19 protein-coding genes are annotated in these 24,817 nt (G+C 76.0%); 4 read left to right on the top strand and 15 right to left on the bottom strand.

Annotated features, from left to right (window positions below; genetic code table 11):
- Nucleotides 1-231: 231 nt before the first annotated feature.
- The 6 genes from ACHZ99_RS20750 to ACHZ99_RS20725 all read right to left on the bottom strand — a co-directional run bounded on the left by ACHZ99_RS20750 (nucleotide 232) and on the right by ACHZ99_RS20725 (nucleotide 8,119).
- Complete coding sequence (locus ACHZ99_RS20750; protein ID WP_420306166.1) at nucleotides 232-2,517, bottom strand: xanthine dehydrogenase family protein molybdopterin-binding subunit; 2,286 nt, start codon at nucleotides 2,515-2,517, stop codon at nucleotides 232-234.
- Nucleotides 2,514-4,199 (bottom strand): 2Fe-2S iron-sulfur cluster-binding protein, encoded by a 1,686-nt coding sequence (locus ACHZ99_RS20745; protein WP_420306165.1) that lies wholly within the window; start codon nucleotides 4,197-4,199, stop codon nucleotides 2,514-2,516. The genes ACHZ99_RS20750 and ACHZ99_RS20745 overlap by 4 nt, the downstream gene beginning before the upstream one ends.
- Nucleotides 4,196-5,092, bottom strand: a complete 897-nt coding sequence (locus ACHZ99_RS20740; protein ID WP_420306164.1) for an FAD binding domain-containing protein — start codon at nucleotides 5,090-5,092, stop codon at nucleotides 4,196-4,198. Before ACHZ99_RS20740 ends, ACHZ99_RS20745 begins: the two co-directional genes overlap by 4 nt.
- 252 nt (nucleotides 5,093-5,344) lie before the next feature.
- Nucleotides 5,345-7,033 carry a beta-N-acetylhexosaminidase gene (locus tag ACHZ99_RS20735; RefSeq protein ID WP_420306163.1) on the bottom strand — a complete coding sequence of 563 codons (1,689 nt, stop codon included), beginning with the start codon at nucleotides 7,031-7,033 and terminating at the stop codon, nucleotides 5,345-5,347.
- Nucleotides 7,034-7,201: 168 nt separating this feature from the next.
- A complete protein-coding gene (locus ACHZ99_RS20730) occupies nucleotides 7,202-7,504 on the bottom strand; it encodes a DUF3039 domain-containing protein (RefSeq protein WP_027754355.1) in 303 nt (100 codons plus the stop codon).
- 30 nt (nucleotides 7,505-7,534) lie between these two features.
- Nucleotides 7,535-8,119 (bottom strand): YqgE/AlgH family protein, encoded by a 585-nt coding sequence (locus tag ACHZ99_RS20725; RefSeq protein WP_420306162.1) that lies wholly within the window; start codon nucleotides 8,117-8,119, stop codon nucleotides 7,535-7,537.
- Between the two features lie 1,295 nt (nucleotides 8,120-9,414).
- Here ACHZ99_RS20725 and murA point away from each other — a divergent pair.
- Nucleotides 9,415-10,788, top strand: a complete 1,374-nt coding sequence (gene murA, locus ACHZ99_RS20720; protein ID WP_420306161.1) for a UDP-N-acetylglucosamine 1-carboxyvinyltransferase — start codon at nucleotides 9,415-9,417, stop codon at nucleotides 10,786-10,788.
- A 135-nt stretch (nucleotides 10,789-10,923) separates the two neighbouring features.
- On the opposite strand, the gene ACHZ99_RS20715 is transcribed toward murA, so the two are convergent.
- The 7 genes from ACHZ99_RS20715 to ACHZ99_RS20685 all read right to left on the bottom strand — a co-directional run bounded on the left by ACHZ99_RS20715 (nucleotide 10,924) and on the right by ACHZ99_RS20685 (nucleotide 19,742).
- Entirely contained in the window at nucleotides 10,924-11,205 is a 282-nt protein-coding gene (locus tag ACHZ99_RS20715) for an HU family DNA-binding protein (protein ID WP_027741684.1), read from the bottom strand.
- Nucleotides 11,206-11,478: 273 nt separating this feature from the next.
- On the bottom strand, nucleotides 11,479-12,912 hold the full coding sequence (locus ACHZ99_RS20710; RefSeq protein WP_420306160.1) for an NAD-dependent malic enzyme: 1,434 nt from the start codon (nucleotides 12,910-12,912) through the stop codon (nucleotides 11,479-11,481).
- A 378-nt stretch (nucleotides 12,913-13,290) separates the two neighbouring features.
- Nucleotides 13,291-15,582 (bottom strand): HelD family protein, encoded by a 2,292-nt coding sequence (locus ACHZ99_RS20705; protein ID WP_420306159.1) that lies wholly within the window; start codon nucleotides 15,580-15,582, stop codon nucleotides 13,291-13,293.
- Between the two features lie 210 nt (nucleotides 15,583-15,792).
- Nucleotides 15,793-16,536 carry a zf-HC2 domain-containing protein gene (locus ACHZ99_RS20700; protein ID WP_420306158.1) on the bottom strand — a complete coding sequence of 248 codons (744 nt, stop codon included), beginning with the start codon at nucleotides 16,534-16,536 and terminating at the stop codon, nucleotides 15,793-15,795.
- On the bottom strand, nucleotides 16,533-17,081 hold the full coding sequence (locus ACHZ99_RS20695; protein ID WP_420306157.1) for a sigma-70 family RNA polymerase sigma factor: 549 nt from the start codon (nucleotides 17,079-17,081) through the stop codon (nucleotides 16,533-16,535). Before ACHZ99_RS20695 ends, ACHZ99_RS20700 begins: the two co-directional genes overlap by 4 nt.
- Nucleotides 17,082-17,141: 60 nt before the next feature.
- The gene (locus ACHZ99_RS20690) at nucleotides 17,142-18,284 is read right to left on the bottom strand and encodes a uroporphyrinogen-III synthase (protein WP_420306156.1); all 1,143 of its coding nucleotides are present in this window, start codon (nucleotides 18,282-18,284) and stop codon (nucleotides 17,142-17,144) included.
- Nucleotides 18,285-18,353: 69 nt separating this feature from the next.
- The gene (locus ACHZ99_RS20685; RefSeq protein WP_420306155.1) at nucleotides 18,354-19,742 is read right to left on the bottom strand and encodes a nitrate/nitrite transporter; all 1,389 of its coding nucleotides are present in this window, start codon (nucleotides 19,740-19,742) and stop codon (nucleotides 18,354-18,356) included.
- A 324-nt stretch (nucleotides 19,743-20,066) separates the two neighbouring features.
- Between ACHZ99_RS20685 and ACHZ99_RS20680 the strand changes: the two genes are divergently transcribed.
- Together ACHZ99_RS20680 and ACHZ99_RS20675 are read left to right on the top strand one after the other, a co-directional pair.
- On the top strand, nucleotides 20,067-20,435 hold the full coding sequence (locus tag ACHZ99_RS20680) for a MerR family transcriptional regulator (protein ID WP_420306154.1): 369 nt from the start codon (nucleotides 20,067-20,069) through the stop codon (nucleotides 20,433-20,435).
- A 57-nt stretch (nucleotides 20,436-20,492) separates the two neighbouring features.
- Nucleotides 20,493-21,491: a zinc-binding dehydrogenase gene (locus ACHZ99_RS20675; protein ID WP_420306153.1), complete on the top strand. Its 999-nt coding sequence runs from the start codon at nucleotides 20,493-20,495 to the stop codon at nucleotides 21,489-21,491.
- 71 nt (nucleotides 21,492-21,562) lie between these two features.
- Here the strand turns inward: ACHZ99_RS20675 and ACHZ99_RS20670 are convergent, their stop codons facing one another.
- Nucleotides 21,563-22,639, bottom strand: a complete 1,077-nt coding sequence (locus tag ACHZ99_RS20670; protein ID WP_420306152.1) for a LysR family transcriptional regulator — start codon at nucleotides 22,637-22,639, stop codon at nucleotides 21,563-21,565.
- Between the two features lie 83 nt (nucleotides 22,640-22,722).
- Here ACHZ99_RS20670 and ACHZ99_RS20665 point away from each other — a divergent pair, with 83 nt between their 5' ends.
- Nucleotides 22,723-24,048 carry an MFS transporter gene (locus ACHZ99_RS20665; RefSeq protein WP_420306151.1) on the top strand — a complete coding sequence of 442 codons (1,326 nt, stop codon included), beginning with the start codon at nucleotides 22,723-22,725 and terminating at the stop codon, nucleotides 24,046-24,048.
- 80 nt (nucleotides 24,049-24,128) lie between these two features.
- Here the strand turns inward: ACHZ99_RS20665 and ACHZ99_RS20660 are convergent, their stop codons facing one another.
- On the bottom strand, nucleotides 24,129-24,506 hold the full coding sequence (locus tag ACHZ99_RS20660; protein WP_420306150.1) for a nuclear transport factor 2 family protein: 378 nt from the start codon (nucleotides 24,504-24,506) through the stop codon (nucleotides 24,129-24,131).
- Between the last annotated feature and the right edge of the window lie 311 nt (nucleotides 24,507-24,817).

Genomic DNA, 24,817 nt, shown 5'->3' with positions numbered 1-24,817 from the left:
CGGCGGGACAACGTCGCGGGCAGGGCCCGGAGCCGGTCCGGACGCGTGTGCACGTCCCCGTACGGCCCCTCCGGTGGGCGGTGCCGCGTTCCGGCGATGCGGCTCACTGCGCGTGGACCGTACCGCCCGGGAGGGGACGTTGCGGGGGGGGGACGTTGCGGACAGGGGCGCGTGACGAGCCGGAAGGGACCTCCTACGGCCCGGTCGGCGCCCGGCGCGCGACCCGCTCGCCTACTGCTGCACCGCCGCCGACTGCGGCCGGATCGGCAGCCGGCTCACCGGCCGCCCCGTCGCCGCCCGCACCGCCGCCGCGACCGCCGCCGGCGAGGTGACCACCGGCGCCGCGCTCGCCGCCTTCGCGCCGAACGGCGCCACCACGTCCCGCTCCTCGACCAGCTTCACGATCCGCACGGCGGGCGCGTCGAGCGCCGTGGGCAGCGGGTAGCCGGTGAAGTCGGGGCGGCGGACGATGCCCTTGTTCGTGCGGAGGTTCTCCATCAGCGCCGCGCCCACGCCCTGCGTGACGCCCGCCTCGATACGGGCCGCGAGCTGCCGCGGGTTGAGGACCTTGCCGACGTCCTGGGCGACGGTCATCTCCACCACCCGCACCGCGCCCAGCTCCACGTCCACGTCCACCACCGCGCGCACCGCGCAGAACGCCAGGCCCACGAACGCGTCGCCCTGCCCGCTCGCGTCCAGCGGCTCCGTCGGGTGCGGGCGGCACTGCGCCGTGGCCCACAGCTCCTTGCCCTCCAGCGCCTCCGCGACCGTCGTCGACAGCACCCCGTCGTACGACGTGATCTTGCCGTCGGCGATCGTCAGCAGCTCCGCGGACATCCCGAACTTCTGCGCCAGCGGTTGCAGCAGCTGCGTACGGACCATCTTCGCGGCCCGCTCCACCGCCCCGCCCGAGACCCAGGTGTGCCGCCCGTGGCAGGCGGGGCCCGCGGTGGGCTGGTCGGTGTCGACGGGCGCGGTGTGCACCTCGTCGACGCCGAGGACCTCCTGCACGATCTGCCGGGCCAGGGTGGCGAAGCCCTGGCCGGTCTCGACGGCCGCGCAGATGACGGTGGCGACGCCGCCGCTGACCCGCACGGTCGCGGTGGCCACCTCGTCGGCGCCCTCGGCGCCGAGCATGTGCACCATGCCGAGCCCGTAGCCCACGCCCCGGCGCACGACGTCCGGCTCGCCGGCGCCCTCGGGGCCGCCGGGCAGCAGCCCGTCGTCCTGGTCCGCGGGCAGCGGCGCCTCGCGTACGGCGGTGAGCAGTTCGGCGACGGGCGCCGGGCAGGTGACGGTCTGGCCGGTGGGCAGCAGGTCGCCGGTGGCCATGGCGTTGCGGGCGCGCAGCTCGGCGGGGTCCATGCCGAGGGCGGCGGCGAGCTTGTCCATCTGCCCCTCGTAGGCGGCGCAGACCTGCATGGCGCCCTCGCCGCGGACGTGGCCGGAGGGCGGGTTGTTCGTACGGACCGCCCAGCCGTCGACGAAGGCGTGCGGGACGACGTACGGGCCGCAGGAGAAGGACACCGCGGCGGCCAGCGCCTCGGCGGAGGTGTCGGCGTAGGCGCCGCCGTCCATGAGGATCTGCGCCTCGACCTTGACGAGCTTGCCGCGGGCGTCGGCGTGGTGCCGGTAGCGCATGAGGGTGGGGTGGCGGTGGGCGTGGCCGAGGAAGGACTCCTCGCGGGTGGCGAGGAGCTTCACCGGCGAGCCGGTGCGCAGCGCGAGCAGCCCCAGGGGCAGCTGCATGGAGCCGTCCTCGCGGTCGCCGGTGGCGCCGGGGACGCCGGTGACGACGACCTTGACCCGGTCGGCGGCCAGGCCCAGGCAGGCGGAGACCTGGTCGCGTACGGAGTGGGGGTCGGTGGCGGCCGCGTAGATCTCGACGCCGCCGTCGGGGCGCGGGACGGCGAGTCCGGCCTCGGCGCCGATGGGGGCGGGGTCCTGGCGGCCGATGCGGTACGTGCCCTCGACGACGACCTCGCCGGCGGCCTGCGGGTCGCCGTAGCGCAGCGGGATGTGCCGGATGAGGTTGCCGTCGGGGTGCAGGGGTTCGGCCTCGAAGGCGGCCTGCGGGTCGGTGACGGGGTCGAGCAGCTCGTACTCGACGACGATGGCGGCGGCGGCGAGCCGCGCGGTGTCGGGGTGGTCGGCGGCGACGGCGGCGACGGGCTCGCCGTGGTGCCGGACGACGTCGTGGGCGAAGACCGGCCGGTCGCGGACGCCGCGGCCGTGGGCGGCGGCCTCGGGCACGTCGCGGTGGGTGACGACGACGCGGACGCCGGGCATGGCCGCGGCGGCGGCGGTGTCGACGGAGACGATGCGGGCGTGCGCGTGCGGGGAGCGGTGCAGGGCGGCCCAGAGGAGGCCCTCGGCCCACAGGTCGGCGGCGTACGGGAAGGTGCCCTCGGACTTGGCGACGAGGTCGGTGGCGGCCAGGGACGCCCCGATGCCGTGCCCCTCCGGGTCGCCCGGGGGGACGGCGGTCGTCGCGGTGCGTTCCGGGGAGGGGGTCATCGGGGGCCTCCCTCGCGGGGGTTCGGCGGGCGGGGCGGGGGCATGCGGAGTCCGCCGGGCTCGGGGTGGGTGCCGTGGGCGGGGTGGGCGCCGCCCTCGCCGGGTCCGGCCTGCTGGGGGATGCGGGCGCGTTCGGCGTCGCCCGCGGGGGCCGCGGGGCCGGGCGGGGGCGCGTCGTCGGCGTCGTCGGGGGCGCGGCGGCCGGCGATGACCTCCTGGACGGCGTCGAGGACGGCGCGGTAGCCGGTGCAGCGGCACAGGTTGCCGCTGAGCGCCCGGCGGGCCTCCAGCTCGCTCGGCGCGTGGTTGCCCTCCAGCAGGTCGTGCACGGTCATCGCCAGGCCCGGCACGCAGAAGCCGCACTGCACCGCGCCCGACGCGGCCAGCGCCCGCTGGACGTCGGAGTGCACGCCCTGGTCGGCCAGGCCCTCGACGGTGCGGATCTCCGCGCCCGCGGCCGTCGCCGCCGGTACGAGGCACGCGGCCACGAGGCGGCCGTCGACCTTCACCGAGCACGCGCCGCACTCGCCCTGCGCGCAGCCGTCCTTCGCGCCCGCGAGCCCGAGCCGCTCGCGCAGCACGTACAGCAGGGATTCGCCGATCCAGGCGCCGGTGACCGGGCGGTCGGCGCCGTTCACCCGCAGGACGTACGAGGCCAGGGGGTGTTCGTCGGGCGGGGGCGGAAGCGCGGGGGGCGGGGCGGTCTCCGGCACGGTCTCCGGGGCCGGTTCCGGCTCCGGCGCGTCCGGGCCCGCGGGCCCGTCCGGCTCCGCGGGCGCCCCGGCCTCCGGCGGCAGCGGTACGTCCTCCGCCGGAGGCGCGCCGTGCTCGCGGGCGTCGTCGCCGTCCGGCTGCGCGCCGGCCGCGGAGCGGTCGTGCAGCGCGTACTCGCCGGAGTCCTCCGGCAGGTCGTCGGGGGCGGTCGGGATCTCCCAGGACGGCGCCGCGTGCTCGCCCGGCTGCACCGGGCGCCACGCGCTGATCCGGCCCTCGGCGGGCGGCCCCTCGCGGTCGGCGGGGTGCTCGGCGGGCCCGGGCGGACCGGGGGGGACGTCGCCGTACGGGCCGTCGCCGGCGTCCGCGTGGGCGGCGGCGCCGGGCCACGCGCCCGGGTCCGTACCGGATCCCTGCCCGCCGCCCGCGGCCGGGTCGTGGTCGGCCGGGTAGCCGGGGCCGGCGGTCCACGCCGGAGCGCCGTGCGGGCCCGCGTCCTGCGGCAGCCCGTACGCGCCGGGACCGCCCTGCGCGTAGCCCTCGGCCGCCGCGCGGCGGCTCTCCGCCACCGCGCGCAGGCCCGCCTGCCCGAAGCCGCCCGCCCCGGGGCCGGGCCGCCGGGTGCCCTCGTCCGGACCGGCCTGCGGCCCGTACCCGTACGCCTCCGCAGCCTCCGGGCCCGGCGCCGCCTCCGCCGCCGTCGCGGCCTCCTGGCCCCGCAGCCCCTCCGGGATCTCGAACTGGCCCGTCTGCCCCGGGTCCGTCGCCGGGACCGCTATCGGCGGCGGCACGTACCCGTGCCCCGGGGCCGCCAGCGGCGCCCCCGCGTCGCCCTCGGCGAACACCTCCGGCGGCAGCTGCACGAACGCCGTCGCGTCCGGATCGCCGTCCGCGCCCTGCGGCATCGGCTGCCAGCCCCCGGTACCGTACTGCGGCTGCTGCTGGTCGTCCGCGTGGTCCCGGCTCACGACAGCGCCCTCCCCAGTGCCCGGCGCGCCAGCGCCGCCACCGTACGCCGCAGGTGCACCGCCGCCGCCGGCAGCCGCGGCGGCTCCGCGCCCTCCGCGGCGGGCGGCGGGTCGGGGATGCACGCGGCGGCGACGTACTCGCCGAAGGCGGCCAGCGCCTCCGGGGGCAGGCCCCGGTTGCCGTCCCAGTCCATCAGCCCGGCGACCCACTGCTCGGCGTCCAGCGGCCGCAGCGGCGCCGGCGCCACCGCGCCGACCGCGCACCGCACCGAGCGGTGCGCCGGGTCCAGCACCAGCGCGACCGAGGCGACGGCGCGCCCCGGCCCCGTACGCCCGGTGGCCTTCAGGAACACCTGCGGGGCGTGCAGCAGCGGGGCCCGTACGAACGCGATCAGCTCGCCGGTGCGCATCATCTCCACCCCCGCGAGCAGGTGGCTGACGGGGATCTCGCGGTGCCCGCCGGCGGGCTCGGCGATCACCACGGTGGCGTCGAGCGCGGCGAGCACCGGCAGCGCGTCCCCGGTGCGGCCGGCGGAGGCGATGTTGCCGCCGAGCGTGCCCGCGTTGCGCACCTGCGGCGGGCCCGCGGCGCGGGCGGCGGCGGCGAGCGCGGGGATGAGCGCGGCGAAGTCGGGCCGGCCGATGCGCGCGTGGGTCAGGCCGCTGCCGAGAAGGGCGGCGCCGTCCTGGTAGTGCCAGCCGCGCAGCTCGCTGATCCGGCCGAGGCCGACGAGCGCGGAGGGGCGCAGCAGTCCGGCGTTGACGGCGGCCATCAGGTCCGTCCCGCCCGCGACGGGCACGGCGGCGGGCATGGCGGTGAGCGCCGCGACCGCTTCGTCGAGCGAGTCCGGCAGCACCACCGTCTGCGCGGCCTGCGGTGCATGAGTGGTCAACCCTGCTGCCCCTTCCGCAGTGTCCCCCTGGTGTTCCAGCCGTTCCGCCGTACGGTACGGGCTCCCGGCCGGGACGAGGCAACTCTGGCACATCCGTCCCGGTCCGGGGCCGCCTGAAGGCGGCGCGGAAGAACACGAGCGTACCCCGCTCGGCACCCAACTCGCGGGCCCGGATTGGGACCTGGTCGGCGCCGAGTGGGGATTGTCACTCTTCGGGGAGTCTTGTACGACTTCTCGGGGCGGCTGACCGGCTCACACGATCGGGGGCGGCCCTTCGATCGGGCGTCCGAGCACCCCCGGGCGCCGCTGCCACGGCCGCGGGCCGCCGGGCGGGCGGTAGTCGACGCCGAGCGCGTCGAGGCGCCCGTAGTGCTCCTCCATGCGGGCCGCGAAGCCGGCGAAGTCCCGCTCCGCGGACGGCGGCAGCGCGGACCAGGCGACCTCGGCGAAGGCGGCGAGCCGCGGATAGACCTGGTAGTCGAAGCGCTGCGGGCTCTCCAGCACCTCGCTCCAGACGTTGGCCTGGGTGCCGATGACGTGCTTCGCCGCGGCGTCGTCGCCCTGGAGCTGCGGCGGTACGGGCTCGAAGCGGTAGACGTCCTCCAGGGTGCGTACCTGCGCGATCGGGATCGGCTCGTCCGGGTCGCCCGATTCACGGTAGTTGAGGTAGACCTGCTGCTCGGGGCACATGACGACGTCGTGGCCCGCCCGGGCGGCGGCGATGCCGCCGGCGTAGCCGCGCCACGAGGAGACGGTGGCGCCCTCGGCGAGGCCGCCCTCCAGGATCTCGTCCCAGCCGATGAGGCGGCGGCCGCGGTCGGCGAGCCAGCGGTCGAAGTGCCGGATGAACCACGACTGGAGCTCGTCCTCGTCGGCCAGGCCCAGCTCGCGGATCCGGGCCTGGGCGGCGGGCGAGGACTTCCACTGGTGCTTGGGGCACTCGTCGCCGCCGACGTGCACGAAGGTCGCCGGGAAGAGGTCGAGGACCTCCTCGAAGACGCCCTCGTAGAAGCGCAGCACCTCCTCGGTGGGCGCGAGGACGTTCTCCGAGACGCCCCACTCGCACCACACGCCGAGCGCCTCGGTGTCGACGACGTCGGTGTTGCCGAGCCAGGGGTAGGCGTGGATGGCGGCCTGCGAGTGGCCGGGGATGTCGATCTCCGGGACGACGGTGATGTGCCGGGCGGCGGCGTACGCGACGATCTCGCGGATGTCGTCCTGGGTGTAGAAGCCGCCGTGCGGGCGCTCGTCCCACACGTCGGAGGCGCGGTGGCCGACCTTGGTGCGCGGGCGCCAGCTGGCGTCCTCGGTGAGCTTGGGGTGGCGCTTGATCTCGATGCGCCAGCCCTGGTCGTCGGTGAGGTGGAAGTGCAGCACGTTGAGCTTGTGCGCGGCCATCAGGTCCAGGTGGCGCAGCACCTCGCGCTTGGTGAGGAAGTGCCGGCAGACGTCGAGCATGAAGCCGCGCCAGCCGAAGCGGGGGGCGTCCTCGACGCGGCAGTGCGGCAGCTCCCAGGCGCGCTCGCCGAGGGGCGCGGTGCGGTAGGCGGCGGGGCCGAGGAGCTGCCGGAGGGTCTGCGCGCCCCAGAACAGCCCGGCGGGGCCGCCGCCGGTGACGCGGACGCCGCCGGGCCCGACGGTGAGCCGGTACGCCTCGGGCCCGGCCGGCGCGGCGGGGGCGGCGGCGAGGGTGAGGCCGGGGTCGATGTCGAGGCGTACGACGTCGGCGGCGGCACCTGCGGCGGGCTCCGCGGCGGGCTCTGCGGCGGCCGGGTCTCCCGGGGCGAGCGGCAGCCCGGTGGCCGCGCCGAGCTCGGCGCGCAGCCACCGGGCGACGTCTTCCGCCCCGTCGCCGGCGACGAGGACGGTGCCCTGGCCCAGGGCGAAGGTCGCGGTGTCGCCGGTGCGGGCGGCGCTTCGGGGCGCGGGGATGAGGTCCATGATTTCATCCTGCACCAGGAAGCCGTTTTGGACTAGACCATTCCGGCCGCGACCCGGGGACCGGGGGCCGCGGCGTCGGATCCCCGGTCCGGGACGACCGAAGCGGCACGGCCGGGGCAGAACGGGGCGGTCAGGCGGTGCGGCCGAAGCGGGACGGCCGGAGACCGGCTACTTCTTCTTGCCGCCGTCCTTACCGCCGTCCTTGCCGCCGCCACCGGCACCCATGGACTCGTAGATCTCCTTGCACATGGGGCAGACGGGATACTTCTTCGGGTCGCGCCCCGGTACCCACACCTTGCCGCAGAGCGCCACGACGGGCGTACCGTCGAGCGCGCTGGCCATGATCTTGTCCTTCTGGACGTAGTGGGCGAAGCGCTCGTGGTCGCCGTCGCCGTGCGACACCTCCGGCGTCGGTTCGACGAGGGTGCCGGTGCCGGTTCCGCGATCGGGCTCGGGGAGAGGAGTGCTCATGTTGGCCAAGGGTACCGACGGCACCCCGGATTAGTTGAGGCTCGGGTCGTCCGGATATGTCGCGACCATGGCAAGCTCGCTGCGCTGCCGCCGCAACACGGCCCGCCACAACCCCTCCGGCGCAGGCGAGGACACGTCCCCGGGCTCGGACTCCACGACGTACCACGCGCCGTCGTCCAGCTCCTCCTCCAACTGCCCGGGCCCCCACCCCGCGTACCCCGCGAAGATCCGCAGCGTGCCCAACTCCGCCGCGAGCAGCTCCGGCGGAGCGTCCAGATCGACCAGCCCGATGGCGCCGTGCACCCGCCGCCAGCCCAGCGGCCCGGCCCCACCGCCCGGCCCGCCACCCTGCTCCCCCGGCACCACGGCCAGGCCGAGCGCCGAGTCGAGGGAGACCGGCCCGCCCTGGAAGACCACGCCGGGATCACCCGCGAGACCGGCCCAGTCCCGCAGCACGTCACCGACGCCGACGGGCGTCGGCCGGTTCAGCACAACGCCCAGCGAGCCCTCCTCGTCGTGATCCAGCAGCAGCACCACGGTCCGGGTGAAGTTCGGATCGGTGAGCGCCGGCGTCGCGACGAGCAGCCGGCCCGTCAGGGATGACACCTCCGTCATGCGGACATGATCCCGCAGTTACGGGCGTGTGGGGAGCGGACGACCGAGGAATACGGCAAAGCGCGCACGGAGCGCCGCGCGCGGCGACCCCGGGCGCCCCTCCCGCCCCCGCGGGACCGCAAGCGGCGCGGCGGGGGCGCGCGAACCGCACCCACGCGGCCCCGGGGGCCCGTACCCCGCCCCCGCCCCTCCCCGAACCCGTGGGCTCCGCCCCCGGCCCCCACGCACGTCCGCACCCCCGGGGGCTCCGCCCCCACACCCCCACACGACCCGCACAAACCCGAGGGCTCCACCCACCCCGCAGCGGCCCGGGCGCCCCTCCCGGCCCCGGGGCCCCGCGAGCAGCGCGCGCGGGCCCACAACGCACGCCCCCGCGCGCGAGGGGGTCGACCCCCGACCCCGCCCCATCCCGACGCCCCGGGGGGCTCCGCCCCCACGCCCCCACACGGCCCGAGGGTTCCACCCGCCCCGCGGCGGCCCGGGCGCCCCTTCCGTCCCCGGAGACCCGCAGGCCGCACGGCGAGGACGCACAAAGCGCGCCCCCGCGCGCCCGGAGGTCGACCCCCGACCCCGCCCCGCCCCGAACCCGGGGGCTCCACTCCAGCCCTCTTCACGCACGTCCCGCCCGGGGCTCCGCCCCCACACCCCCGCACGGCCCGCACGAACCCGAGGGCTCCGCCCGCCCCGCGGCAGCCCCGGGCGCCCCTCCCGTCCCCCGGGGCCCCGCAGGTAGCACGGCGAGGACGCACAAAGCGCGCCCCCGCGCGCCCGGAGGTCGACCCCCGACCCCGCCCCGCCCCGAACCCGGGGGCTCCGCCCCCGGCCCCCACACGCGTCCCGCCCCCCGGGGCTCCCGTCCCCACACGGCCCGCACGAACCCGGGGCTCCGCCCCAGCCCCCTTCACGCACGTCCCCACCCCGGGGCTCCGCCCCCACCCCGCTCACACGCGGCCCCCGCGAACCGAAGGGCTCCCCCCGGGCCCCACACGCCGCCCTGCCCCGCGGGGGCTCCGACCTCACACTCCGCCGCCCCGGCCTCACTGCCCCGCACCGCGCGGCCGCGCGCATCCGCGCGGCCGGGTCCCCCGGGCCCCGCGCCCCGCGGCCACCGCGGCCGCGGGGCCCGCGGTCACGCTGTGCAGCTCCACCCGCCACACCGCGTCCCCCACCCCCTCCCCCTTCGGTTCTGTAGCGAACTCATGACGTTTCCCGCCCCGCCCCGCACCGGGGGTGCGGTGCCCGCGGGGCATTAGCATTTCTGTCTGTCCCAGCCCGTCTCCAGGATCGCGAGCCTCATGACAGCTCCTGACAGCGCCGATGTCCTTCTCGTCCACGGCGGCACCCCCCTCCGCGGCGAGATCCACGTCCGCGGGGCCAAGAACCTCGTGCCCAAGGCGATGGTCGCCGCGCTGCTCGGCAGCTCCCCCAGCCGGCTGCGCAACGTCCCGGACATCCGCGACGTCCGCGTGGTGCGCGGGCTGCTCCAGCTGCACGGCGTGACCGTCGGTCCCGGCGACGAGCCCGGCGAGCTGGTGCTCGACCCGACGCACGTCGAGAGCGCGCACGTCACCGACATCGACGCGCACGCCGGCTCGTCCCGTATTCCGATCCTCTTCTGCGGGCCGCTGCTGCACCGCCTGGGGCACGCCTTCATCCCCGGGCTCGGCGGCTGTGACATCGGCGGCCGCCCCATCGACTTCCACTTCGACGTGCTGCGCCAGTTCGGCGCCCGCATCGACAAGCGCGCCGACGGGCAGTACCTGGAGGCCCCGCAGCGGCTCCGCGGTACGAAGATCACGCTGCCGTACCCCTCCGTCGGCGCCACCGAGCAGGTGCTGCTCACCGCCGTGCTGGCGGAGGGGGTCACCGAGCTGTCCAACGCCGCGGTCGAGCCCGAGATCGAGGACCTCATCTGCGTCCTGCAGAAGATGGGCGCGATCATCGCGATGGACACGGACCGGACCATCCGCATCACCGGCGTCGACACCCTCGGCGGCTACACCCACCGCGCGCTGCCGGACCGTCTGGAGGCCGCCTCCTGGGCGTCCGCCGCGCTCGCCACGGAGGGGGACGTCTTCGTCCGCGGCGCACTCCAGCGGTCGATGATGACGTTCCTCAACACGTTCCGGAAGGTCGGCGGTGCCTTCGACATCGGTGACGACGGCATCCGCTTCTGGCACCCCGGCGGGCCGCTCAACGCCATCGCGCTGGAGACCGACGTCCATCCCGGTTTCCAGACCGACTGGCAGCAGCCGCTCGTCGTCGCCCTCACGCAGGCGTCGGGGCTGTCGATCGTGCACGAGACGGTGTACGAGTCCCGCCTGGGCTTCACCTCCGCGCTCAACCAGATGGGCGCGCACATCCAGCTCTACCGGGAGTGCCTGGGCGGCACGCCCTGCCGCTTCGGGCAGCACAACTTCCTGCACTCCGCGGTCGTGTCCGGGCCGACGAAGCTGGAGGGCGCCGACCTGGTCATCCCCGATCTGCGCGGCGGCTTCTCGTATCTCATCGCCGCGCTCGCGGCGCAGGGCACCTCGCGCGTGCACGGCATCGACCTGATCAACCGCGGCTACGAGAACTTCCTGCAGAAGCTCGCGGACCTCGGCGCCCGCGCCGAGCTGCCGGACGCACCGGAGGTGCCGGTCGGCGCCGGCGCGGCGGCCGGCTGACGGCGCCGGCGCGCACCTCGGCGCGCGCCTTCGCGCGCGCACCCGGGTGTCCGCCCGCGCGGATGTCCGCGCGGGGATGGCGAAGGGCGGCCGCCCCCGCTGGGTCCGGCCGCCCTCCTCGTAGGTCCGCGGGCCTTACTTGCCCTTCGCCGCTTCCTTGAGCTTCGAGCCGGCCGTGACCTTCACGCTGTAACCAGCGGGGATCTGGATCGGCTCGCCGGTCTGCGGGTTGCGGGCGGAGCGCGCCTTGCGGTGCGTACGCTCGAAGGTCAGGAAGCCGGGGATGGTGATCCTCTCGTCGCCCTTGCTGACGACCTCCCCGGCGACCTCGGCGAGGGCGGCCACCACGGCGTCGGCGTCCTTGCGGGTCACCTCGGCGCGCTCAGCGATCGCGGCCACCAGCTCACTGCGGTTCATATCTGTCTCCCGTGTGTTCTTGCCATTGAGGCGTGAGATCAAAGCCGATGCTGCCAGGACCCGCTGACAGTCCCCGTAACCGGGTCCCGTTGACAGCGCCTCGCGCCCGACTACGCATCCTGCCCTCACCTGCGGCGGAAACGCCAATCCGGCGCCCCCATGGCCTGTCGTACGCCGCAGCCCGTCCATCCGGACACTTATGACGTACGAACGGCCCGAAAGCCAGGCGACGCGCCGGGGCCCGGCGCCTTCCCACGCGGTGTGCAGGGGCCGTTACGCGCCCGTGGCGGGCGGCTCCGTCACGCCCGCGGCCTGTGCGGCGTCGCGTACGGCGTCCGCGACGGTGGGGGCCACCCGGTCGTTGAAGACGCTCGGGATGATGTAGTTCGGGTTGAGTTCGTCGGCCTGGACGACGTCGGCGATGGCGCGGGCCGCGGCGATCATCATCTCGGAGCTGACGGTCCGCGAGTGCGCGTCGAGCAGGCCGCGGAACACGCCGGGGAAGACCAGCACGTTGTTGATCTGGTTCGGGAAGTCGCTGCGCCCGGTGGCGACGACGGCGGCGTGCTCGCGGGCGGCGGCCGGGTCGACCTCGGGGTCGGGGTTGGCGAGCGCGAAGACGATCGCGTCGGGCGCCATGGTGGCGACGTCGGCGCCGTCGATGACGTCGGGGGCGGAGACCCCGATGAAGACGTCCGCGCCGCGCACGGCGTCCTTCAGGGTGCCGGTGAGGCCGTCGCGGTTGGTGTTCTCGGCGATCCAGCGCAGCGCGGTGCCGGGCGGGACGTCGGCCAGGTCGGCGCGGCCGGAGTGGACCACGCCGTTGATGTCGGCGACGACGGCGTGCTTGACGCCGGCGTCGATCAGCAGCTTGAGGATCGCGGTGCCGGCGGCGCCCGCGCCGGACATCACCACGCGCACGTCGCCCAGCTCCTTGCCGACGACCCGCAGCGCGTTGGTCAGCGCGGCGAGCACGACGATGGCGGTGCCGTGCTGGTCGTCGTGGAAGACCGGGATGTCCAGGGCCTCGCGCAGCCGCGCCTCGATCTCGAAGCAGCGGGGCGCGGAGATGTCCTCCAGGTTGATGCCGGCGAAGCCGGGGGCGATGGCCTTGACGATCTCCACGATCGTGTCGGTGTCCTGGGTGTCCAGGCACAGCGGCCAGGCGTCGATGGCGGCGAAGCGCTTGAACAGGGCCGCCTTGCCCTCCATCACCGGCAGCGCGGCCTTCGGGCCGATGTTGCCCAGGCCGAGGACGGCGGAGCCGTCGGTGACGACGGCGACGCTGTTGCGCTTGATGGTCAGCCGGCGGGCGTCCTCGGGGTTCTCGGCGATCTGCATGCAGACGCGGGCGACGCCGGGGGTGTAGATCATCGACAGGTCGTCGCGGTTGCGGATCGGGTGCTTGGACTGCATCTCGATCTTGCCGCCGAGGTGCATGAGGAACGTACGGTCGGAGACCTTCCCGACGCTGACGCCCTCGATGCCGCGGAGCTTCTCGACGATGGAGCGGGCGTGGTCCGTGGAGGCGGCGGCGATGGTGACGTCGATGCGCAGCCGCTCGTGGCCGGATGCGGTGACGTCGAGGCCGGTGACGCTGCCGCCGGAGGACTCCACGGCGGAGGTGAGCTGGCTGACGGCGTTGCCGCCGGCGGGGACCTCCAGCCGGACCGTGTTCGAGTAGGAGACGCTTGGCGCCGTTGCCATGGCCGTGTGTTCCTTCTTGTGTGCTGTGCCGGGTGGTGAATGGATCGATGGTCGCACCTACTGTGCGGTATCCGGTATTCGGTAACCGGTCCGGAAAGCGGAATCACTTTTCCACAGGTCGGGAACGGCGGCAACGCGTACGGGCCGGGGTGCGGCGTTTCCGCCGAACCCCGGCCCGTACGTGGCAAGCCTGGTGGCACCGACCCGCCAGCTCGCCTCGCGGCAAGTGGGCGCTCGAAGCGCCGATGGTTGGGCCCGGGGGCATGGATCGGGCCGGTGCCACTGCCAGGCTAACAAACCGTTCCCGTAAGGCCATTCCCGTCGCGGCGGCCCCCGCGGCCCCCGTGGCCGCGCGGGTGGCGGCGGGGCGGGGGCGCGCTACGGGCGCAGCAGGTCCGGCACGCCGTCGCCGTCCGGGAGGTCCGGGGGCGTGGCGACGACCGTGAGCCGCTGCGTCGCCCGGGTCAGGGCCACGTACAGCACCCGCAGGCCCGCCGGCGACTCGTCCGCCATCTCCGCGGGCGAGAGCACCACCGTCGCGTCGTACTCCAGCCCCTTGGCCTCCAGGCTGCCCAGCACCACCACCCGCTCCCCCAGCTCCGCCAGCCGGCCGCGGGCCTCGTCGCGCCGCCCCATCGGCACCACGACGCCCACCGTGCCGTCCACGTCCGCCAGCAGCCGCCCGACCTCCGCGCGCACCGTGTCGTACGGGTCCGGCCCCGCGACCGCGAACGCCGGCACCGCCCCCGTCGACCGCACCGCCTCCGGCGCCTCGGCGCCGGGCATGGCCAGCGCCAGCACCCGGGAGGCGACCTCGGCGATCTCCGCCGGGTTGCGGTAGTTGACGGTGAGGGTGAAGCGGCGCCGCGGCCGGGTGCCCAGCGCCTCCGTACGGGCCGCGGCGGCCTCCTCCGGGTCCGGCCACGAGCTCTGCGCCGGGTCGCCGACGACGGTCCACGTGGCGTGCCGCCCGCGGCGGCCCACCATCCGCCACTGCATCGGCGTGAGGTCCTGCGCCTCGTCGACGATGACGTGCGCGTACTCCTGCCGCTCCTCGTCGCGGCGGCGCGCGGCGGGCGCGGTGCGGTCGGCGTACGTCGTCAGCTCGTCCAGGCCGGTGAGCGCCTCCAGCGGGTCCAGCTCCCGCGGCCGGGCCGGCCTGGCGGGGGCGCCGAGGAGCACCCGAAGCTCGTCCAGCAGCGCCACGTCGTGCGCGGTCAGGCCGTCGCGGGCGAGGGAGCGGGCGACGCCGCGGACCTCGGCCGGGTCCAGCACGCGGCGGGCGAAGCCCGCCAGCCGGCGTTCGTCGGCGAGCGCGGCGAGCACGCCGCGCGGCGTCAGCTCCGGCCACCAGGCGTCGAGGAAGTCGGTGAAGTCGTCCTCGGTGGAGATGTCCTCGTCGAACGCCGCCCGCGCCTCCGCGGCCAGCTCCGGGTCGTCGTAGCGCGGCCGGGCGCCGGACCGCTCCCACAGGGCGTCGAGGAGGAACCGGCGGGCCCGGGCCCGGAGCAGGTTCACCGGCGCCGTACCGCCGAGCACCGCCTGCCGTACCCGCCGCAGCTCCCGCGCGTCCAGCTCCACCCGGGCGCCGAACGCGACGACGCGCAGCCGCTCCGGGACGCCGCCGCCCAGCGTCAGCGCCCCCCGGGCCGCCCGGCGCAGCACCTTCACCATGCGCGCGGAGCCCTTGACGCGGGCCGTCCGCGGCTCGTCGTAGAGCGTCGCCTCGGCGCCCTCGACGAGCGAGCCCACCGCCCGGATCGCGACCTGCCCCTCCTCGCCCAGCGACGGCAGCACGCCCTCGGTGTACGCCACGAGCAGCGGCGTGGGGCTGACGACGAGGATGCCGCCGGCGTAGCGCCGCCGGTCCTGGTAGAGCAGGTACGCGGCGCGGTGCAGCGCCACCGCCGTCTTGCCGGTGCCGGGGCCGCCCTCGACCTCGGTGACGGAGGCGGCGGGCGCGCGGATGACGGTGTCCTGCTCGGCCTGGATGGAGGAGACGATGTCGCGCATGGCGTGCGTACGGGCCCGGCCCAGCGCCGCCATCAGCGCCCCGTCGCCGACCACCGGCAGCGCGGCGCCGGCGAGGGTCACGGACAGCTCGGGGCGCAGCAGGTCGTCCTCGACGCCGAGGACGCGGCGGCCCTTGGAGCGGATCACGCGCCGGCGCACGACGCGGCCGGGGGCGACGGGGGTGGCGCGGTAGAAGGGCGCGGCGGCGGGGGCGCGCCAGTCGATGACCAGGGGCGCGTAGTCGGCGTCGAGGACGCCGAGGCGGCCGATGTGCAGGGTCTCGGCGATCCGGGCCCGCTGCTCGCCGCCGTCCCGGGCGGTGTCGACGGCGTCGTCGGCGGGGTCGACGGAGGTGTACGCGCCGTCGGGGCCGCGGACGCCGTCCTTGCCGGGGAGGAGGTCGATGCGGCCGAAGAGGAAGTCCTCGAACTCGCTGTTGAGCCGGTTGAGGTGGACGCCGGCGCGGAAGACCTGCGCGTCGCGCTCGGCGAGCGCGCCGGGGGTGCCGACCTGGCCGCGCTTGGCGGCGTCGCTCATGAGGAACTCCGCCTCGTGGATCTTCTCCTCCAGGCGGTCGTACACGCGGTCCAGATGGTCCTGCTCGGCCTGGATCTCGCGATCCCGGACGGAGTCCGGGGCGGTGATGTGCGCGGTCACCCGCGGCCCCCTTCGTACGGACAAGGCAGCCGTACATCTTACCCGGCGGGGGCGGGCGGGCGGAGGTCGACCCAGGTGGGCAGGGGTGTGTGTGGGGTGGAGGCGCGGGGCGCGTACCCGGGGACCGGCGGGAGCGGTGCGGGACGCGGGAGCGGGCGGGCGGGGGCCGGACCGGGCGGGCGGGAGTTGTGCCCGACCGGTCCGCCGGCCTCAGCCCGCGCCGGTCGGGACCGACACCAGCCTGTCCCCCTCCGCGGTGACCACCTCGAAGCGGTCGATGTCGTCCGGCGACATGCTCGTCCCCCCGCTGGTCCGCAGGGTGTTCCCGCCGCCCTGGCCGCTGGCCCCCGCGTTCCTGCCGTTCCCCGCGCCGTAGCCGTCCGCGGGCACCCCCCAGCTGGTCACCGTCTCGTGCGAGCCGTCCTTGCCGACCGCCTGGAGGTCGCAGCGGCGCGGCCCGGTCACCCCGCGCAGGTCCAGGCCCACGCTCGTGCCCCAGGTCACCGGCCGCATGCTGATCCTGGCCTCCACCCCCGTCTCCGGGTCCACCGCCCGGATCTCCTCACCGTCCTCCTGCTCCTGCCCCTGCCCCGCGACGTCCTGGCGCCGCTGGTCCGGCGCCGCCTCGTCCCTCGCCAGCACCGCCGCCGTCACCACCGGTGCCGCGACGGCCACCACCGCCGCCGCCGTCACCGCGACGACCAGCCGCCGGCGCACCAGCCGCTGCCGCTCCCGTACCGCCGACAGCTCCGCCAGCAGCCGGTCGAGCGCGCCCGGCGGCGGCTCCTCCGGCGGCGGCACGTCCGCCAGCATGTCGGCGACCGGCACCAGCTCCGCCAGCGCGGCGGCGCACCGCGCACACGCGGCGAGGTGCTCCTCGAACCGTTCCGCCTCGTCCCGTTCCAGCGCGCCGATCGCGTACGCGCCGACGTCCGGATGCCGTTCTCCGGTCACGGCACCACTCCCCGTTCCTCCAGGGACAGCCGCAGCGAGCGGAGCGCGTAGAACACCCGAGAGCGCACGGTCCCCGCCGGGACGCCCAGCACCTCGGCCGCCTCGTTCGCCGTGCGGCCCTTGAAGTACGTCTCCACCAGCGCGGCGCGGTGGGCGGGCGTCAGGTCGGCGAGCGCGTCGGAGATGGTCATCAGCCGCAGCACCCGGTCGGTGTCGTCGGCTGCCGGGACGCTCTCCAGCGGCGCGGGGTCGGTCTCGCGCGGGCGCGCCTGCCGGCTGCGGTGCCCGTCGATCACTATGCGGCGGGCCACGGTGACCAGCCAGGGCCGTACGGAGCCGTCGGCCTCCGCCAGCTCCCCGGCGTGCCGCCAGGCCCGCAGCAGCGTCTCCTGTACGACGTCCTCCGCCCGGTGCCGGTCTCCGGCCACGAGTCGTAGCACGAAGCCGAAGAGCGGGCCCGCGTGCTCGCGGTAGAGGACCCGCATCAACTCCTCGTCGGGAGTCGGCTTCGAGCGCTGCGCTGCCACCACGGCATCGTCCCGCATCCCTCACCTCCGGGTCGAGGGATACGGAGATCGCGGCCGGAGCGTTCAACGCGCCCCCGGCTAGCCCTCCGCGTACTTGGTGTCCGCGGCGGGGTCCAGGGACAGCCGGTAGCCGCGCTTGACGACGGTCTGGATGAGCTTCGGCGCGCCCAGCGCGGTGCGCAGCCGCGTCATCGCCGTCTCCACCGCGTGCTCGTCGCTGCCCGCGCCCGGCAGCGCGCGCAGCAGGTCGGCGCGGGAGACGACCCAGCCGGGGCGGTGCGCCAGCGCGCGGAGCAGCGCCATACCGGCCGGCGGCACGGGGCGCAGCGCGCCGTCGAGGACGACGGCGTGGCCGCGGATCTCCATGCGGTGACCGGCGACCGGCAGCGGCCGTACGCGGCCGGGGAGTTCGAGGGCGACGAGCTGGACGAGCGGCCCGAGGCGGTAGCGCTCCGGCTGGTGCGTCGGTACGTCGTGGCGCTCCAGCGGCAGCGCGGTGAGCGGGCCGACGCAGGCGGGCAGCACGGTGTGGCGCAGGGCGTCCAGCACCTCGTCGCGGCACTGCCGCGCCGCCGCCCGGTTCAGGAAGCTGGCGGCGGCCGGCGCGCTGGTGAACGTCACCGCGTCCACCCCGCGGGCGAGGACCGCGTCCAGCAGCCGGTCCAGCGGCGCCGGGTCCTCCGGCGGCATCCACCGGTACACCGGCACCACGACGACGACCGCGCCCGCGGCCCGTAGCGCCTCGACGAACCCCGGCAGCGGCTCGCCGTGCTGCTGGAGCGCCACCCGCCGCCCCTCGGCGCCCTCGGCGAGCAGCCGGTCCAGCACCTCCGCCATCGACTCCGACGCCGGCGACCACGCCTCGGTGAGCCCCGCCGCCCGGATCGCGCCCCGCACCTTCGGCCCGCGCGCGAGCAGCTCCACCCCGGCGAGCCGGTCGAGCAGCGCGTCGCCGAGGCCCCAGCCGGCGGCGGCCTCGACCCAGCCGCGGAAGCCGATGGCGGTGGTGGCGACGACGACGTCCGGGGGGTCGCCGATGAGCTGCTTGGTGGTGTTCAGCAGTTCGTCGTCGTCGTGGAGGGGCACGATGCGCAGCGCGGGCGCGCGGTGGACGACGGCGCCGCGCCGCTCCAGGAGGGTGCTGAGTTCGTCGGCGCGGCGGGCGGCCGTCACCCCGACGGAGAAGCCCTCCAGGGGTTTGACCTCGGCGGGTACGGTCATGTGTCGCTGCTCCCCGGTCGGTGCCGTCTGCGCTGGTGGTGCCGTTCGTGCTGTTCTCGGGTGGTCCGCTCACACCCCCGCGTACGCGGGCTGCCGCGGCCCCGGGCCGTCCGCGCCGTCGTCGGCGCCCGGCGCGGGCGTGCGCGGGCCGCGCAGGTACACGGCCCAGGTCACCACGAAACACACAGCGTAGAAGACGAGGAAGCCCACGCAGGCGGCCGTGCCGCTGCCGTGGGCGAGGAACGACTGCCGGAACGCGAGGTTGACGCCGAGGCCGCCGAGCGTGCCGACCGCGCCGATGAGCCCGATCGCGGCGCCGGACAGCCGCCGCGCGTAGGTGCCGGCCTCCTCGCCCCGCAGCCCCAGGGCGGCGGCCTTGGCCTGGTAGATGCCGGGGATCATCTTGTACGTGGAGCCGTTGCCGAGCCCGGAGAAGAGGAACAGCGCGACGAAGCCGACGAGGTAGACGGGCAGCGACTCGCGTACGGACGCGAAGACGACGACGGTCGTCGCGCCGGCCATCGCGGCGAAGTTCCACAGCGTGATCCGCGCCCCGCCGTGCCGGTCGGCCAGCCACCCGCCGACCGGCCGGATCACCGAGCCGAGCAGCGGCCCGATGAACGTCACGGCCGCGGCCTGCAACGGGGTGCGGTCGAACTGCGTCTGGAGCACCAGCCCGAAGGCGAAGCTGTAGCCGATGAACGAGCCGAAGGTGCCGATGTACAGGAACGACATGATCCACGTGTGCGCGTCCCGGACGGACTCCCGCGCCGCGCCGGTGTCGTTGCGTACCGGCGCCAGGTTGTCCATCCGCAGCCACGCGAGGGTGGCGGCGACGACGATCAGGGGCAGGTAGATCGCGAGCAGCACCCGCGGCCGGCCGTCCCCGGCGACGGCGATGACGAGCAGCGTGACGAGCTGGATGACGGGGACCCCGACGTTGCCGCCGCCGGCGTTGAGGCCGAGGGCCCAGCCCTTGCGGTGCAGCGGGAAGAAGGCGTTGATGTTCGTCATCGACGAGGCGAAGTTGCCGCCGCCGACCCCGGCGAGCGCGGCGACGAGCAAGAAAGTGCCATACGACGTCCCCGGCTCCATCACGGCGAACGCGGCGGACGTCGGCAGCAGGAGCATCAGCGCGCTGAACACCGTCCAGTTGCGGCCGCCGAAGCGGGCGACGGCGAAGGTGTACGGCACGCGCACGCAGGCGCCGACGAGGGTGGCGACGGAGACGAGGAAGAACTTCCCGGCGGCGTCGATGCCGTACTCCTCGCCCATGAACAGGACGAGGACGGAGAAGAGGGTCCAGATGGAGAAGCCGATGTGCTCGGAGAAGACGGAGTAGAGGAGGTTGCGGTTGGCGGTCTTCTCGCCCTTCTCCGCCCAGAACGCCTCGTCCTCGGGATCCCACTCCTCGATCCAGCGCCTCCCCCTGCGCGCGGTCTGCCCGGAGCCGGTCATCGCAGCCGTCCCTGCCCTTCGTCGGCGGACCGCCGCCCGCGGGCGGGCGGCGGAATCTGGTTCAGGGTGACCGTAGGGACGGCGGGTTTCCACCCTGTGCCGACAGGTGACGCAGGCGCAACCGTGCCCTCACGGGAGGGGGTCTTGACATGTGAGGGCGGAGCGGCCCGCCCCGCGGACGGGCCGGCCCGCGGCGCCCTCCCGGGCCCGGGAGCAGGAGTTTCGCCGCACTTCACACGGCCGTAACAGGGGCGGAGGCCCGAGGCGCGGCGATTGCGGCCGGCGGCGGGAAGACCGCGGTGCTCCCGGGCGTTGCCCCGGGGCATGAGGATCGGTGAGGCCGCCCGGGTCAGCGGGGTCAGCGCGCGGTCGCTGCGGCACTACGAGGACGAGGGGCTGATCGTCCCCGGCCGGTTCGGCAACGGGTTCCGCGACTACTGCCCGTCCACGATCGACAGGGTGCGCGTCGTCCGCTCGCTGCTGGAGTCCGGGCTGCCCGTGCGGCTGATCCGGGAAGTCCTGCCCCGCCTCACCGGCGACGCCGGCGCCGGGGCGGAGACGGGGTGCACGGAGTTCCTGCGCGAGGTGGAGGACTACCGCGACCGGCTCGCGGCCCGCATCGCCGTGCTCAGCGACCGGCAGGCGGCGCTCGACGCGTACCTCCGCGAGGCCCGCCGCGGCGGAAGCGGCTGACCGCCGCCCGATCGCCGCTTGACCCTGACACAAGTGTCAGGCTCCTACGTTCGCCGCATGGAGAGCGACGAGCAGACCGTGCGGGCACTCGTCCAGCGGTCCCACCGGGGACCCGAGGACCTGGCCCTCACCACCGGCCACCCCCGCCCCGCCCCCGGACCCGGCGACTACCTGGTCCGCGTCGGCGCCGCCGGGGTCAACTTCGCCGACGTCATGCAGGCCCGCGGCACGTACGGGGGCGGCCCGCGGGCGCCGTACGTGGCGGGCTTCGAGGCCGCCGGCGAGATCGTCGGCGCCGGCCCGGACGTCGCGCGCCCGCTGCCGCCCGGCACCCATGTCGTCGGGACCGGGCCGGGCGCCTTCGCGCAGTACATGACGATGCCGGCCGCGGGTGTGCTGCCCGTACCGTCCGGCTGGAGTGACGCCGCGGCGCTCGGTCTCGTACTGAACTGGGCCACCGCCCTGGCGGCGCTGCGGCCGCTGGGCGGGGTCCGGGCGGGCGAGACGGTCCTCGTGCACGCGGCGGCCGGAGGCGTGGGGCAGGCGGCCGTCCGGCTCGCCCGCCACTACGGCGCGCGCGTGATCGCCACGGCGTCGCCGGCGAAGCACGCCGCCGTCGAGGCCCTCGGCGCCGACGCGGTCCTGGACGGCCGGCGCCCCGATCTGGCCGCGGAGATCACCCGCCTGACCGGCGGGGTCGACCTGGTCCTGGAGTCGGTGGGGCGGGCCACGTTCCGGGCCAGCCTGTCGGTCGCCCGGCCCTTCACCGGACGCGTCGTCGTGTTCGGCGCCGCCTCGGGCGACGCCTCCCTGACCACTCACGACCTGGTCTTCACGCACCAGGTCCAGGTCAAGGGCCTGCACATCGGGGCGCTGGCGGCCGCGGCCCCGGACCGCTACCGGTCGCTGCTCGCCGAGATCGAGAACCTCGTCGCCCGCGGCGTCTACCCGCCCGGAACGCCCCGGGTGCACCCGCTGGCCGAGGGACCGGCGGTGCTGCGGCGGCTCGCGGCGGGCCTGACCCGGGGCAAGCACGCCCTCGACCCCTGGCGTTAGGGACGGCGTATCGGTGGCGGAGCGTGCGGCGCCGATCGGGACGATGGGGGGGAACGCGCCGGTGGCGTGCGTCAGGGCGGTGAGGTTCGGGTCGATCCGCTGCCGCCGACCGGCGGCCGGGCCACGTCCGGGCCGTTCGCCCCGCCCCCGGCCTCGGCGGGCCCGGCGGCGGTGGCGGGCGCCGGGGTGTGCAGGGCGCGGTCGGCCTCGGGGAGCCAGGCGCTGCGCGGGCGGTGCAGCCAGTCGTGGGTACGGGCCAGCCGCCCCGCCGCCGCGCGCAGGGCGCGCAGGCCCGGGTGCGCCAGGCCGCGGCGCCAGGTCAGCGACACCGGGGACAGCGGGACCGGGTCGGTCAATGGGCGCAGCGCCATCCCGGGGATCTCCGCGAACTCCGTCGTCGCCAGCACCGACCAGCCGTGCCGGTGCACCAGCCGGACGAACTCCGCCTCGCCGTCGATCTCCGGGAACGGCGCCGCGAGGCGGATGCCGCGGCCGGCGAACAGCTCGCGGGCCAGGTCCGTCCACTCCGCCGTCGCCGCGTTGCCGTCGGCCGCGTACAGCGTCTCGCCCGCCAGCGCCGCCAGCGGCACCGCCGCCCGGGCCGCCAGCGGGTGCGCCGACGGCAGCAGCACCGCCATCGGCTCCAGCCGGACGAGTTCGTGCCGCAGCCCCGCCCGCGCCCCCGGCGCCAGCCCCGCCACCCGGCCGAACGACACGTCCAGCCGCCCCGCCGCGATCTCCGCCGCGGCGCCGGTCAGCCCGCTGTGGAACCGGGCCACCAGCTCCAGGTCCGGCGCCGCCGCGCGGGCGGCGTCCAGGATCCGCTGGCCGGTGCTGTAGCGGGCGCCGACGTCGACGAGCAGCGGCCGGGACCGCGGGTCGGCGGCGCCGGCGAGGTCGTCGTACGCGGCGAGCACCCGGCGGGCGTACGGCAGCAGCCGCTCGCCCTCGGCGGTCAGCCGCACCTGGCGGGTGGTCCGGACGAAGAGCTGCGCGCCCAGCTCGCGTTCGAGCCGGCGGATGTCGCGGCTGAGGGCCTGCTGCGCGACGTACAGCAGGTTCGCGGCGCGGGTGAAGTGCAGGGTCCCGGCCACGGCGGCGAAGGCGCGCAGCAGCCGCGGCTCGACGTCCCTCGGTGCTGTGGCCATCCGGCCATTTGACAACGTACGCGCGTGAATGGCCAGCGATCAGGTGTTGGACCGCCGCGACCGCGCCCGGCCAGCCTTTCCGCATGCCCCCGACACGTACGCGGCGACGGCCCGTCGCCGCCGCCCTCGCCCCCTACCGCCGGCTCTTCGCCGTCCCCGGCGCCCGCGCGTTCACCGCGGGCAACCTCGTCGCCCGGCTGCCCATGGGCATGTTCTCGGTCAGCGCCGTCATCATGATCGCCGAGCGCTACGGCTCGTACGCCCTCGCCGGCGCCGTCCCCGCCGCCGGGCTCGCCGCCACCGCCGTCGTCGGGCCGCTCACCGCGCGCCTCGTCGACCGGCGCGGCCAGGCCCGTATCGCCGTCCCCGCGGCGGCGATCGCCGCGGCCGGTTCGCTGACCCTCGCGCTCTGCGTCCACCTGCGCGCGCCCGCGTGGACGCTCTTCGCCGCGTACGTCCTCACGGCCACCACCCCCAACACGGGCGGCATGTCCCGCGCCCGCTGGGCCCACGCCTTCCGCGGCCCGGCCGCCGGGAACGCCGCGGCCCGGCACACCGCCAACTCCTTCGAGCAGGCCGCCGACGAACTGTGCTTCATGACCGGCCCGGTCCTCGCCGCGCTGCTCTGCACGGCCGCCTTCCCCGAGGCGGGCACCGTGACCGGCGCCGCGCTGCTGATGGGCGGCATCCTCCTCTTCGCCGCGCAGCGGGCCACCGAGCCCCCGCCCCGGCCGCGCGCGCCGGGTGAGCGGACGCGGTCGCCGCTGCGGGCGCGCGGGTTCCCGATGCTGGTGGCGGCGTTCGGCTGCGCGGGGGCGGTGTTCGGGTCGATGGAGGTGGTCACGATCGCGTACGCGGATCGCCTGGGCCGGCCGGCGGCGGCGGGCGGGATCCTGGCGCTGCTGGCGGCGGGGTCGTGCGTGGCGGGGCTGGTCTACGGCACGCGGAGGCCGCCGGCGGAGGCGGAGGCACCGGTCGCGGACGCGCCGGCGGCGGCCCCCGCCGCCGGACCCCGGTTCCTCCGCTGCGCCGCCGCCATGGCCGCCCTCATGCTCCTCCCCCTGCTCGCCGCCGCCACCGGCCGCCTCGCCCTCCTCGCCGCGGCCCTCCTCCTCGCCGGTATGGCCACCGCGCCGACGATGATCACCGGCATGTCCCTCGTCCAGTCCCGCACCCCCGCCGGCCGCCTCAACGAGGGCATGACCCTCGCCGTCACCGCCCTCCTGGCCGGCATCGCCGCCGGCTCCGCCACCGGCGGCTGGGCCGCGGACAGCTGGGCCGCCGCAACCCCCGCGGCCGCGTACGCCGTCCCCCTCGCCGCGGCCGCCGCGGCGGCCCTCGCCGCCACGGCGCAACGCGGCGCGGTGCCTCTCTGGACGCCGGGGAAGCCGAGGAGTCCGCGAAAATGATCCGCCGGGGCGGACGCCCTTTCAGCACCGCGGCCCGGCCAATCGCGAACCGCGCCTCCCGGAACGCCGGAGGGGCAGGTTCAGGAGGCGGAGGGCTCGATCTCCCCCGCGAAGACGATGACCTGGTCGATGAGGCTCCGCCGCAGATGCACGACGTCCGTTCCCGCCAGGCGGGGGCCTCCCTCGGGGGTGGTGAAGACCCATTGGTACCGGGCCCATTCGTCAGGCATGTCCACCGCTGAGCAGCGCACCATCGTGCCGGTCCCCGCCGGGTGCCGCCGGATGTCCAGCACGAACCGCTCGACCGCCGCGATTCCCTCGCTGCGACCCAGCGGTCCCCAGAAGACCACGTCCGAGGTCAGGGCCTGGGAGAGCAGGGCGGTCACATAGCTGTCGTCCGAGGCGTTGAACGCGGAGATGAACGTGTCGATCGCGGTGCGTGCGGTCTCTTCCTCCATGTCCCAGTAATACCAGCCGCTTCGCGTACGCTCGTCCCACGAGCCGCCTTCCGTGAACCGGCCGCGGTCCCCTTCCCGGGACTGCCGGCAGGCGTACGGGGCCGCCGACGCCGAGTCGCCCGGAAGCGCGGGCCGGCTCTGGGCGGGCAGCCGCCCGGCGGCTGGCGGAATTGGGCGTCTCGTTCTCCCGCGTCGGGCGGCCATCCGCATTTCCGTCGGCTGCGCTGCGCGCAACGGCGCAGGCAGTGCTTCAACTCCCCGCGAGTATCAGCGAGTTGAATACGGGCATTCCCAAACGGCCGTTTACTCAC

Source organism: Streptomyces sp. MAR4 CNX-425 (assembly GCF_048656465.1).
Lineage (GTDB): Bacteria > Actinomycetota > Actinomycetes > Streptomycetales > Streptomycetaceae > Streptomyces.
The sequence above is the reverse complement of the archived record's forward strand: the minus strand, read 5'-3'. Positions and strand labels throughout refer to the sequence as shown.

What these genes read in the sequence shown, in the direction of transcription:
- ACHZ99_RS20690 (WP_420306156.1), bottom strand. Translation starts at nt 18,284, where the DNA reads ATGACCGTACCCGCCGAGGTCAAACCCCTGGAGGGCTTCTCCGTCGGG.
- ACHZ99_RS20750 (WP_420306166.1), bottom strand. Translation starts at nt 2,517, where the DNA reads ATGACCCCCTCCCCGGAACGCACCGCGACGACCGCCGTCCCCCCGGGC.
- murA (WP_420306161.1), top strand. Translation starts at nt 9,415, where the DNA reads ATGACAGCTCCTGACAGCGCCGATGTCCTTCTCGTCCACGGCGGCACC.
- ACHZ99_RS20680 (WP_420306154.1), top strand. Translation starts at nt 20,067, where the DNA reads ATGAGGATCGGTGAGGCCGCCCGGGTCAGCGGGGTCAGCGCGCGGTCG.
- ACHZ99_RS20675 (WP_420306153.1), top strand. Translation starts at nt 20,493, where the DNA reads ATGGAGAGCGACGAGCAGACCGTGCGGGCACTCGTCCAGCGGTCCCAC.
- ACHZ99_RS20715 (WP_027741684.1), bottom strand. Translation starts at nt 11,205, where the DNA reads ATGAACCGCAGTGAGCTGGTGGCCGCGATCGCTGAGCGCGCCGAGGTG.
- ACHZ99_RS20710 (WP_420306160.1), bottom strand. Translation starts at nt 12,912, where the DNA reads ATGGCAACGGCGCCAAGCGTCTCCTACTCGAACACGGTCCGGCTGGAG.
- ACHZ99_RS20685 (WP_420306155.1), bottom strand. Translation starts at nt 19,742, where the DNA reads ATGACCGGCTCCGGGCAGACCGCGCGCAGGGGGAGGCGCTGGATCGAG.
- ACHZ99_RS20695 (WP_420306157.1), bottom strand. Translation starts at nt 17,081, where the DNA reads ATGCGGGACGATGCCGTGGTGGCAGCGCAGCGCTCGAAGCCGACTCCC.
- ACHZ99_RS20660 (WP_420306150.1), bottom strand. Translation starts at nt 24,506, where the DNA reads ATGGAGGAAGAGACCGCACGCACCGCGATCGACACGTTCATCTCCGCG.
- ACHZ99_RS20730 (WP_027754355.1), bottom strand. Translation starts at nt 7,504, where the DNA reads ATGAGCACTCCTCTCCCCGAGCCCGATCGCGGAACCGGCACCGGCACC.
- ACHZ99_RS20725 (WP_420306162.1), bottom strand. Translation starts at nt 8,119, where the DNA reads ATGACGGAGGTGTCATCCCTGACGGGCCGGCTGCTCGTCGCGACGCCG.
- ACHZ99_RS20665 (WP_420306151.1), top strand. Translation starts at nt 22,723, where the DNA reads ATGCCCCCGACACGTACGCGGCGACGGCCCGTCGCCGCCGCCCTCGCC.
- ACHZ99_RS20735 (WP_420306163.1), bottom strand. Translation starts at nt 7,033, where the DNA reads ATGGACCTCATCCCCGCGCCCCGAAGCGCCGCCCGCACCGGCGACACC.
- ACHZ99_RS20670 (WP_420306152.1), bottom strand. Translation starts at nt 22,639, where the DNA reads ATGGCCACAGCACCGAGGGACGTCGAGCCGCGGCTGCTGCGCGCCTTC.